The following is a 10,791-nucleotide window of genomic DNA, read 5'->3' on the forward strand; positions in this document are numbered from 1 at the left end:
AGTTTATCATAAGCGTTTAATATCTGAGTAAGTGACTGCAATCATCAGCATAATCAGCGCCACAAAACCCGCGGTGTGAATGAGCCCTTCGGCTTGGGCCGACAGATTGCGACCAAACAGCTTTTGGGCCACTACCATAAGTAAACGCCCCCCATCCAAAGCCGGCAGCGGCAGAGCATTAATAACCGCTAGAGAAATAGATATGGAAGCCACGAATACTAATACATAAGCCGCTCCTAGCTGAGCGATATTGCTTAGAATAACAACAATACCGACCGGGCCGGCTACCTGCTCGCTTACAGTGCCTTGCGCGATCAAGCCCGCTACTAGGCCGCCAAAAGCCGCTAGGGTACCCCATATCATCTGCGCGGTAATACCGCCGGCTGTTACCACAGAATCAAACAGGCCATACTTCAATTTGTAAGTTAGAAACGGAGCCACTCCCAAATGCCCCTGCTTATTCTCGGGCGACAGAAGCTTGGCTGTCCGGGTAGTAGTCTGGCCGTCTCTTAACACTTCAAGCTGAACAGTGCGGCCGGCATGGGATTTGGTGTAGGCCAAGAGGTCATCTTCGGTTGCAAACCTCTGCCCACCAGCCTCTCCAAGTAACAGATCGCCGCGTTTAATGCCGGCTTTCTCGGCTGGCGAGCCTTCCTGTACGGTTATGGCCATTACCTGCTTGGGCTGGGCAAATTTTGCCTCGCCGGAGCTGAATTGGTTCTGGATTATCGGTGGTAGGCCAGTCAGACAAAGCCAGACAAGAATCAAATAGGCCCCTATTGCGTTCATAGTCACCCCAGCCAGTAAAATGTTTATTTTGTGCCCAAAACTGGCGCCGCCAAAGCTGCCCTTTCCGGTATCGCCAGTAGCCTCACCCTTGAGCTTTACGAACCCTCCTAAAGGAATGAAATTTAGCGAGTAAACAGTGCCTTTAAACTTCCGCCCGATAATCTTAGGCGGAAAGCCGAAGCCAAACTCCTCTACCACAACTCCTGCTTTCTTAGCAGCCCAAAAATGCCCGAGTTCGTGAATGAAGACGAGTAAACCGAATATTAAGAGGACTAACAGAATAGTCGTAAGCATACCTAGTTATTGTAGCACCCCCTCTTTAATAATCTGAAAACTGTCTGGGATACAGTTCAAAATAGTAAGCGAGTATGCCGAGAAGGCGTACAAGCTTTGATGCCGAAATGCGAAGATAGTCTTTAAGAGCCGTAGCGGCGCTGGCGACGAGCGTACTCAGCCAACGCCTCATCTAAGTCGGCTTCGGTGAAGTCGGGCCAATGTTTTTTAACGAATAAGAGTTCAGAGTAAGCCGAACGCCAGAGCATGAAGTTAGAAAGCCTCTGCTCGCCAGACGTTCGAATAACTAAGTCAACCGAGGGTACACCGGGGGCATACAGATACTCATCGATCTTCTCTGGGGTAATTTCTTGCTGCTTTACGCCATCACCTACCATCTTCTTGACCGCGTCGGCAATCTCCAACTGGCCGCCATAATTCAAACAAATTGCTAATGTTCCTGCAGTATTATCTTTGGTTTTAACCTCGGCCTCTCGCATGGCAGTAACCACTTTCGTGCTCAAGCCTTCCAGTGAGCCAATAAAAAGCACTTTGATGTTCTGCTTGTGCAGGTAGTCGGTGTCTTTTTTAGCTAGTTTATAGAAGAGATCCATTAAGTAGCCAACCTCTTCCTTGCTTCGATTCCAGTTCTCGGTAGAAAAAACATAAACCGAAACGTACTTAATGCCTCGCTCAAAGGCGGCTTTGGCCATATTCTTAAATACCTCAGAGCCACGGCGATGCCCCTCCAGCGAAGGCAGGCCATTATCTTTAGCCCAGCGGCGATTACCGTCTAAGATGAGGCCTATGTGCTGAGGCACTGAATCTTGATGCGCAGATATTGATGTTGGTTGGGCAGTTTGGGTAGACATAATCAGTAATTATACTCTTTTTCAGCCGCTTAGACTGTTAATATCTCCTGCTCTTTTTGCCTCGCAATATCATCAGCCTTCTGGTTATACTGCTCGATTTTTTTATTCAAATCAGTTTCTGCCCGTCGGGATTCATCCTGGCCGATCTGCTTGTCTTTCTCCAGTTTACGTACTTCGTTCAAGACTTCGTGCCGAATATTACGCAGAGCAATATGGCACTGCTCGACTTTCGTACCCAACTGCTTTACTATTTCGCGCCTAGCTTCTTCTGTCATCGAGGGAATATTAATGCGAACTGTTGTGCCGTCACTAGACGGGTTAAGGCTAAGAGACTTACTTTCGCGCAGAGCCTTTTCTATTACTTCCACCATATTGCGATCCCAGGGTGAAATAGCGATTGTACTGGCATCTGGTGTGCTGATGGTGGCTACAGCTTTAAGCAGCATCGGCTGGCCGTACTGCTCAACGGTAACATTCTCTACCATTGCAGTCTGCGCCCGACCGGTTCTAAGGGTTTTTAGCTCCTCCTCTAAGTGTTCGAGAGCTTTTTTAAAGCGTGCATCTACTCCGCTTACCAGTTCAGCTGCAGTCATTACTCTGCCCCTCCCAGCTCAATCCGCTTAAACCTCCGAATCACTACGTTTTCGCCAACCTTAGCGCTCAAGTCCAGCACCAGCTGCTCAATCGTCTTGTCTGGATCTTTTACGAACGGCTGACGGGTTAAACAAACCGCTTCGTAATATTTATCTAACTTACCCTGGATGATTTTTTCTTTAACCGCGTCTGGTTTACCAGCTGATTCCAATTCGGCCAGATACAGTTCTTTTTCTTTCTCAATTACTTCCTCTGGCACTGTATCGGGGCTCAGATACTGGGGGTCGGTAGCCGTCACGTGCATGGCTATATCTTTGGCAAAAGCTTTAAAGTCGTCTGTTCGGGCAACAAAGTCGGTTTCGCAGTTCAGCTCTACCAAGGCGCCAATTTTACCAACATGCACGTATGCTTCTATCAAGCCATTTTTTGCTTCGCGATCTGCTCTCTTGGCGGCAGAGGCTTGGCCCTGCAATCGCAAAACTTCAATCGCTTTATCGATATCTCCACTCGCCTCCTCTAGAGCTTTCTTGGCACTCATCATACCGGCGCCGGTCATGGCCCGCAGTTTCTTAATATCTTCGATCGGTACAGACATCGGCTTCCTTTCTACTTAGCTGCTGCTTTGGCTGGCTCTTCGGCTGCCTTGGCTGCCTCGGCATCAGCCTGCTCTTTGGCGGTTTTTGCGTATACCTTTGCACCTTCTGCTGCGGCTTCGGCAATCGTGCTGGTTATTAGTTTAATGGATTTAATAGAGTCATCATTTGCCGGAATCGGGTAATCTATTCGGTCCGGGTTGGTATTACTGTCGGCAATCGCAATGACCGGTATTTTTAAGTTATTAGCCTCAGCAATCGCTATATCTTCTCTGGCAGTATCTACCACAAACACAATCCTTGGCATCTCATCCATGTTCTTAATGCCATTAAAGATTCTGGCCAGTTTATCCTGCTCAGCCTTAAGTCGTAGCTGCTCTTTTTTATTAAACTTGGCTTCGTAATCACCCGACTCAAAACCCTCTTCAATTTCCTTCAACCGGTTGATGCGCGAACGGATAGTACGAAAATTGGTCAGCATGCCGCCTAGCCAGCGCTCGCAGATGTAGGGCATACCGGCCGCCCCGGCCTCACCGGCTACGATTGAACGCGCCTGGCGCTTGGTACCGACGAAGAGCACCTTGCCTCCCTGCTCAGTTACGTTTTTAACAATGGCAGCTGCTGAATCCAGCAAATCGACTGTCTTGGTTAGATCTATGATGTGTATGCCGCCGCGTACGCCAAAAATAAACTGGCCCATTTTAGGGTTCCAGCGTCGCGTTTGGTGGCCAAAGTGGGCACCGGCTTCTAAAAGCTCCTTTAGTTTACTCTCTGACAAGTTATTCCTTTCCTTCACCTGTCTGGCCCGGTAAACCCGGGAGGATTGTATAGACAGGCTGATTCATTAATTATGACTTATGTACTCTACCAGATAACTTCGGCTTGTTCAAGGCATTATACAAGACATACCCCGCAGGAATATCTCAACTGGCCTTACAATTGACCTACAGGTTTAATTAGGGTATATTAGTCAAGTTATGAAATCAGATATCCACCCCGAAATTATGGATACTAAGGTAAAGTGCAACGGTTGCGGCATCGAGTTTACGACCCGAGCCACTGTGCCTTCTATTACCGTGGAAATCTGCTCTAAATGCCACCCCTTCTACACTGGCAAGCAGAAGCTGGTAGATACCGCTGGCCGGGTGGAGAAATTCAAGGCCCGTAAGCTGCAGGCCGAAAAGCTAAAATCTAAGGGCGTAAAAGCCGAAGCTAAACCTGATGATGCTGTTATAGAAGAGATTGCAGAAGAAATCAAAGAAGAAACCGTAGAGCTAGCACCAGAACAGGACCCAGCCAAAGACCAAACTGAATCTTAAGCAAAAAGGGACAGCACTGTACAATAGTATTAGTGCTGTTTTTTGTTAATAACCGATATGGATACAACTGAAACTAAAATTAGACAGGAATACGAAGAGCTGCAGCGCCAAATGAGTGATGCCAGCCTAGCCGGTACACCTGAAGGAGCCAAGCTGGCCAAACGGCAGGCAGAATTAGCGCCTCTTATAGCTCTTTATGATCAGCAGCGTCAGATTCAGCAGGACCTAGCTGCCCTGAACGACCCAGAGATGGCCGAACTGGTAGCCGTCGAGCTCCCCCTGCTGGAGCAAAAACTAGCCGAAATCCAAGGCCGTTTGCAGGTAGCATTGGTGCCCAAAGACCCGAATGATGAAAAAAACGTGATAATGGAGCTCCGCGCCGGCGCCGGAGGCGATGAATCGAGCCTGTTTGCAGCTGAGCTTTACCGCATGTATGTGCGCTACAGCGAAACAAGGCGATGGAAGACCGAGATCTTAAGCGAAAGCCCGAACGATGTTGGCGGATATAAAGAAATAATTTTTGCCATTAAGGGCGATGGCGCGTACAGCCAGCTAAAGTATGAATCTGGCGTACACCGTGTGCAGCGAGTACCGGCTACAGAAAGCCAAGGCCGGGTGCATACTTCTACAGTTACTGTTGCCGTTCTGCCTGAGGCTGAAGAATCAGAACTGGAAATTAACGAGGGAGATCTGCGCGTAGATGTCTTCCGCTCAGGCGGCCATGGTGGGCAGTCGGTGAACACTACCGATTCAGCCGTACGCATTACCCACTTACCGACTGGCTTAGTGGTAACTTGCCAAGATGAGAAAAGCCAGCTTAAAAACAAACAAAAGGCTATGGGGGTACTGCGCTCACGCCTGCTGGCCCAAAAGCTTGAAGAAGAACAAAAAGCCAACCGAGAGGCTCGACTGAACCAAATCGGTACCGGTGACCGCTCCGAGAAAATTCGCACCTACAACTTCCCTCAAGATAGAGTTACCGACCACCGCATTAGCCGCTCCCAGCGTGGTTTGACCCAGTATATGGCCGGTAATATAGACGATATGATAGAAGCCTTGCAGCAAGAAGACGCTATACGCAAGCTAGAATCAGCCGCCCCATGACAGCCCGAAAGCTGCTAGAAAGTGCTGAGACTAAATTAAAATCACTCGGTATCTCAAGCGCCAAGCTCGATGCCGAAATTATGCTGGCGTATATACTAAAAACCGATCGCAGCCGACTCCTAGCCCATCTGGAAAAAAGTCCTACAGCAGTAGACGCCAGGCGTTTTGATGTGCTGGTGCAAAAGCGTTTAAGACGAATCCCTCTCTCTCAAATTATTCACCAGAAACAGTTTTACGGTTTAGACTTCTATATTAATAAACATGTCCTAACCCCCAGAGCCGAAACCGAAAAAATGGTGGAACTTGCCATTAAGTACACACCCAAAAATGCGCATTTGCTCGATGTCGGCACCGGCTGCGGAGCAATCGCTATTGCAATTGCCAAACAGCGACCAGATCTTAAAGTAACCGCCACCGACGTCAGTCGCCTGGCCCTAGCTATAGCCATTAAAAACGCCCGATTACACCAAGTAGATATTAAGTTCCATGAAAGTAATCTGCTAGATTGTATTAAAGGTGAGTTCTCAGCCGTTACCGCTAACCTGCCCTATCTGGAAGATAAGGCCGATTTGATGCCAGAGGTTAAGCACGAACCTAGAGTGGCTCTGTTGGGAGGTAATGATGGATTAAGGCTATATCGCGAATTCTTTACGCAACTCCCCCCTCACTTAGAGCAAGACGCTTATGTGTTTACAGAATCCGACCCATGGCAGCAAGAGGTATTAGTAGAAGAGGCTGCCAAAATAGGACTAAAGCCAATTAAGAAAGAATATTTTATTACTGTTCTTGGGCGGTCTTAGCCGGGAGATTCTTCCAGCGTTGCACCTATAGTTAACTCTTTCCCGTCACGTAAGATGGTAAGAGCTACCTTTTCGCCCACTCTACGACGGCTTATTAAGCTTGAGAGGGTGTTATTATTATCTACTTTTTTACCTACCACTTTCACGATAATGTCACCTTCTCTTAGTCCCACCTTCGAGGCAGGGCTACCGGGTATAACTGCCAGCTCCTCACCTCCGGCAGTTACGTAAGCGCCTTCTGAGACAGGCAGACTATTGCTGGCCGCCAGCTCCTTAGTAATCGGCATATAGCGTACTCCGAGATACGGGCGCACTATCTTACCGCGACTTTTTAGGCTCTCATATGCTTGCTTGGCCTCATTAATAGGTATGGCAAAGCCAATGTTCTCGGCCTCACCGGCCACAGCCGTATTAATGCCAACTACCTGGCCACTTATATTCACCAAAGGACCTCCGGAATTACCAGGGTTAATAGCCGCGTCTGTCTGAATTAGATTCTGCAGCTGTTCCTGTTGGCCGCCCTCCCCATCTCCGGCTACAACTGGCCGGCCAATAGCCGAAATGACGCCTTTTGTCACCGTATTCTCAAACTGCCCTAAGGCATTACCAATCGCAATCACCGTTTGGCCTACCTGCACACTGCCGGAATCTCCTAACTCTGCTGGTGTCAGCCCGTTAGCACTGATTCTAATAAAAGCTAGGTCGTTCTGAGAATCGCGGGCTATAACCTTAGCATCCTTATATTCTTTACCATCCGAGGTGAAGACACTGAAAGAACTGGCGCCCTCTGGCACCACATGTTTATTAGTCAGTATCAAGCCATCCGCCGATAGAATAACGCCTGTGCCAGCACCTTGCTGGGTGCTGGATGTACCGAAGAAGCTCCGTATACTGGTCTCGGAAGTTATTGAAACCACACTTGGTGATACTTTTTTAGCCACTTGGACCGTAGCTGAATTTTCTTGCAGAAGAACCTGCTTGATGCCCGCAATAGGGGCGTATTTGACCATTACGTACCCTCCTACCAAACCTCCTAGCACACCAAAAAAGAGGCTCAGGGTAACAATCTTTTTCGCAACCGGGTAAGGAAGACCGTCTTCGTTTGCTGTCTGATTTTTGGTTGTCTCTTTTGCCATTAAACAGTTCCGCTCCATCTAGTGCCAGCTACTACGATAGCCAGCATAATTACACCGATTAATATATATTCTACCAGCCGGCGCTTACTTAAGCTTCTGGCTTGATGTGCTTGGTAAACACTGGCAAAGCAGTACCCTAAACCCATAATAATCAGCGCGGCCTGGGGTACAATAGCGTACCCTCCGGCTATTACATAATTCACCAGCCAGCTATTGAACACCCAAGCCATCTCCGCCACCACCAAAGCCCAGATTACCGCGAAAATACCGGCGTTTTGATCGCTGCGTTCGCTTAAGAGCCAATAAGCCACAAGATAGCTGCCAAACCAGCTAGCTACCACAACCGCCAAGCCGGGCCAGTGCCAAAAAGCTGCCGCCAAAAAAATAGCCGATATAATGAAAAATTGATTAACAGCGGCTACCATCAGCTGTTTGTCTGGAGAAGATTTAGCAACATGCAGCCAGGTTAGCCAGCCGGCATAAAAAGCCGCGAGGGTCGCCTGGCTAGCCAGAGGGAATATCGGCTGGCCAGTGGGCTGCTGGTTTAAGCCAATCAGGGTTGCCACACTCACCCCAAAAACTATCTTGGGTACGGCCGGCACCAAAGCCTGCACGCTGCGCCCGTGCCGCCACCAACTGCCAGCAGCTGGTAGCATAGCAAGGGCTAGAGCGATTGGCAGATAGTTATAATGGCTCAGAAACAGGATGGCCGTTGCTAGGAAGATATAAAATAAGGCTAGTACGAAAGTTCTGATCATCGGCTATGGGTGTTAGGCTGATAGTTACTGCCGATTATAACAGCTATATCGGGTGCTGGGGTGGTCGTACCGGCTGGGGGCTCGTAACTTTTTCTTTGAACCTTGGCGCCAAACCGCTTCTCTAGATATTTCACAGTGTAGGGCTTCTTCCCTCCGGTATAATCATAAATCACGCTTTTAGGATAGTTCTGGGTCGGAGCAGTCAGAGTAGCCACCACCTTATAGTTGTAGCCAGTAAGAATCTTGGCAACAGTAGCCGCAAAGGCCGGCTTGGTTGTACCGTTTTGCAGCTCAATCTTAGCCGCCTCTTCTTTAAGGTAATTATCAACGAATATCGAATGCACCAGCTCCCGAATGCCGGTATACTCATACAGCCCGGCCTTAGGCACGACGATAGATCCGGCGCCAGGAATGTTGCCAAGCTTTAGTAGGCCCTCCGGGGATGTATCTAGAACTTTTTGGGTAATCCGATTGGTGCGCATATCCTTTACCAAAGTTCCAAGCTTTTTCAGCTCGTTGGGCTGAAGATCGGTTTTAATATGGTTGCCTGCCGTATCAATTAAATTCAGCATTTTTATCGGATTGCTAAGAGTGGAAAGATTAAGTGCTTTCTGACGAAGAGCCACTAAAACTTTTTGCTGGCGGGCAGCTCGGTCAAAATCTCCTCCCGCTGAACCTTTGCGAGAACGGCTGTACTTTAAGGCCTGAACGCCGTCCATGTGATACTTTCCAGCAGCCAGCCTGTAGGGGCAGACCCCCCGCCCGTTATCACAAGGGTACTCAGGGTCATTAATGGCCTTATCAACCGTGATATCTATGCCACCGACAGCATCCACCGCCTGCTTAAAGGCCGCGAAATCGACCCTTACGTAGTAATGTATCGGCACGTCCATTACCTCTGATACCGTGGCTTTGGCCACCTCTCCCCCTTCGCCGGCTTTTTTCTTTTCTCCCCAGGCGTAGGCGGCATTAATTTTACTAGACCAATAGCCAGGAATCTTAACGTAAAAATCCCGGGGTATCGAAAGCATGGCTACATCCTTGGTACGAGGGTCTATACTGGCCACTATCATGGTGTCGCTCAAGTTCGGAGCTTCGTGGCCAACTCCTCCGATACCAAGCAGCAAGATGTTAATACGCCCATCACCTTCGCCTTTAAGCTTGGTGGGGTTAATATCACCAGCTAGCGCCGGAGCGCCGGAGCCGGAATTCTTGGTAATTACCTTATGGCTGGCCATAACAGCTGTCAATCCGAAGCCGATCACGGCTAAGGCCGTAAAAACTGCAAGAGAGGCAACCAGCTTACGTCTAATAGGCCGGGTCTTCTTTGCCCCAGGGCGTTGGTAAGTAAAAGCCGACTCAGGGGGCTGAGCCATAGCTTTTAGATCTATTACACCATCTGCCTTCTGGCTATCAGGTACAGACCGGCGAGACGGTCCGTCTAGCCGTTTTACAGAAAATTTATCAACCATTAGCTTTATTATAAAGGTCTGGAGCGTCTATGTACAAAATTAGTTATACACAAAACGGGCAACTTAGTATTGCTGGAACTGTCAGTTGGCAAGTATACTTTTTAGGTATGAACACGCACCAGCCGGAACCGGCCGAGCCAGAAACCAAAATAACCAAGCCGGAGCCAGGACTGCGTCGGGATCTACTTGAGGGTATATTCAGTTGGCTGATTCTCCCTATTACAATAGTTGCAGTCGTTAATTTTTTCGTAATTCAAACCTTTCATGTGGTAGGCGGCTCTATGGTGCCGACCCTGCAAAACTCCGATTATTTAATCATCAACAAGCTTGGCCCTACTAAGGCTATGGCGGCAGGCGTCGTCAGCCAAAATAAGACGGCTTACACTCCTAAGCGTAACGAAATCATCGTCTTCAAGTACCCTAAAGATCCCAACCTGGTTTATGTAAAGAGGGTCATCGGTCTGCCTGGAGACAGGATAGTAATTAAAGATGGTCAGGTCAGCATATATAACAGTTCCCAGCCGGAGGGGTTCGACCCTAATACAGGCTACCTGCCGAGCGGTAATTTTACCTACAACGATACCGATATGGTTATACCCCAGGGTACTGTATATGTCATAGGAGACAACCGCAGCCCGGGTGGTTCATCTGATTCGCGTGATTGGGGCGTATTGCCCGTGGAGAATATTATTGGCGATGTAGTTCTGCGCCTGATACCTCTAAACGGTATCCGAAGCTTTTAGCCTTCGCCCTTGATTGTGCGATAGATCTCTTCTAGCTGGTCTTCTGATTTATATTCGATTAGTAATTTACCCCCTTTGGCGGTTGGCTGGAGGGTAACTTTAGTGCCCAGATAATTCTGTAGCCCTTTAGTGAGCTCATTGGTGCTGGCCACCCTTTTGGCTACCTGGGCGGCTGGGGTGGCTTGGTCTTGCTTCAGATTGCGTACAAACTCTTCTGTCTGGCGAGCGGTCCAGCCGTTCTTTATTACCAGCTCGGCAGATTCAATCTGCCTGCGTGCATCATCTACTGGCAACAGGGCGCGGGCGTGACCCTCGGACAGCTTGCCCTCTACCACCAT

The 10,791-nt window shown here is 48.8% G+C and carries 12 protein-coding genes and 1 pseudogene; 4 read left to right on the forward strand and 9 right to left on the reverse strand.

Features of this window, described 5'->3' with window-relative positions; all coding sequences use genetic code 11:
- Positions 1-6: 6 nt before the first annotated feature.
- From VNA68_01000 to rpsB, 5 genes are all read right to left on the reverse strand, one after another.
- Positions 7-1,083 (reverse strand): site-2 protease family protein, encoded by a 1,077-nt coding sequence (locus VNA68_01000; protein HVE80705.1) that lies wholly within the window; start codon positions 1,081-1,083, stop codon positions 7-9.
- A gap of 122 nt (positions 1,084-1,205) precedes the next feature.
- Complete coding sequence (uppS, locus tag VNA68_01005; GenBank protein HVE80706.1) at positions 1,206-1,934, reverse strand: polyprenyl diphosphate synthase; 729 nt, start codon at positions 1,932-1,934, stop codon at positions 1,206-1,208.
- A 29-nt stretch (positions 1,935-1,963) separates the two neighbouring features.
- Positions 1,964-2,527: a ribosome recycling factor gene (gene frr / locus VNA68_01010; protein HVE80707.1), complete on the reverse strand. Its 564-nt coding sequence runs from the start codon at positions 2,525-2,527 to the stop codon at positions 1,964-1,966.
- A complete protein-coding gene (tsf, locus tag VNA68_01015; protein HVE80708.1) occupies positions 2,527-3,123 on the reverse strand; it encodes a translation elongation factor Ts in 597 nt (198 codons plus the stop codon). The genes frr and tsf overlap by 1 nt, the downstream gene beginning before the upstream one ends.
- Before the next feature lie 11 nt (positions 3,124-3,134).
- Positions 3,135-3,899 (reverse strand): 30S ribosomal protein S2, encoded by a 765-nt coding sequence (gene rpsB / locus VNA68_01020; protein ID HVE80709.1) that lies wholly within the window; start codon positions 3,897-3,899, stop codon positions 3,135-3,137.
- Between the two features lie 199 nt (positions 3,900-4,098).
- Here rpsB and rpmE point away from each other — a divergent pair.
- The 3 genes and pseudogenes from rpmE to prmC all read left to right on the forward strand — a co-directional run bounded on the left by rpmE (position 4,099) and on the right by prmC (position 6,344).
- Positions 4,099-4,287 (forward strand): annotated as a pseudogene (gene rpmE / locus VNA68_01025) (50S ribosomal protein L31).
- Positions 4,288-4,497: 210 nt separating this feature from the next.
- A complete protein-coding gene (gene prfA, locus VNA68_01030) occupies positions 4,498-5,544 on the forward strand; it encodes a peptide chain release factor 1 (GenBank protein ID HVE80710.1) in 1,047 nt (348 codons plus the stop codon).
- A complete protein-coding gene (gene prmC, locus VNA68_01035) occupies positions 5,541-6,344 on the forward strand; it encodes a peptide chain release factor N(5)-glutamine methyltransferase (GenBank protein HVE80711.1) in 804 nt (267 codons plus the stop codon). The genes prfA and prmC overlap by 4 nt, the downstream gene beginning before the upstream one ends.
- Here the strand turns inward: prmC and VNA68_01040 are convergent.
- The 3 genes from VNA68_01040 to VNA68_01050 are packed head-to-tail and all read right to left on the reverse strand — an operon-like array spanning position 6,341 to position 9,710.
- On the reverse strand, positions 6,341-7,480 hold the full coding sequence (locus VNA68_01040; GenBank protein ID HVE80712.1) for a trypsin-like peptidase domain-containing protein: 1,140 nt from the start codon (positions 7,478-7,480) through the stop codon (positions 6,341-6,343). The two genes, prmC and VNA68_01040, sit on opposite strands and share 4 nt — an antisense overlap.
- Complete coding sequence (locus tag VNA68_01045) at positions 7,480-8,238, reverse strand: hypothetical protein (GenBank protein HVE80713.1); 759 nt, start codon at positions 8,236-8,238, stop codon at positions 7,480-7,482. Before VNA68_01045 ends, VNA68_01040 begins: the two co-directional genes overlap by 1 nt.
- Positions 8,235-9,710: an LCP family protein gene (locus VNA68_01050; protein HVE80714.1), complete on the reverse strand. Its 1,476-nt coding sequence runs from the start codon at positions 9,708-9,710 to the stop codon at positions 8,235-8,237. Before VNA68_01050 ends, VNA68_01045 begins: the two co-directional genes overlap by 4 nt.
- A 107-nt stretch (positions 9,711-9,817) precedes the next feature.
- On the opposite strand from VNA68_01050, the gene lepB reads away from it, so the two are divergent.
- The gene (gene lepB / locus VNA68_01055; GenBank protein HVE80715.1) at positions 9,818-10,453 is read left to right on the forward strand and encodes a signal peptidase I; all 636 of its coding nucleotides are present in this window, start codon (positions 9,818-9,820) and stop codon (positions 10,451-10,453) included.
- On the opposite strand, the gene VNA68_01060 is transcribed toward lepB, so the two are convergent.
- Positions 10,450-10,791: hypothetical protein (locus VNA68_01060; GenBank protein HVE80716.1), on the reverse strand; the 342-nt coding region annotated here is incomplete at its 5' end. The genes lepB and VNA68_01060 overlap by 4 nt on opposite strands.

Source organism: Candidatus Dormiibacterota bacterium, from assembly GCA_035536395.1.
GTDB lineage: Bacteria > Patescibacteriota > Saccharimonadia > UBA4664 > DATLOE01 > DATLOE01.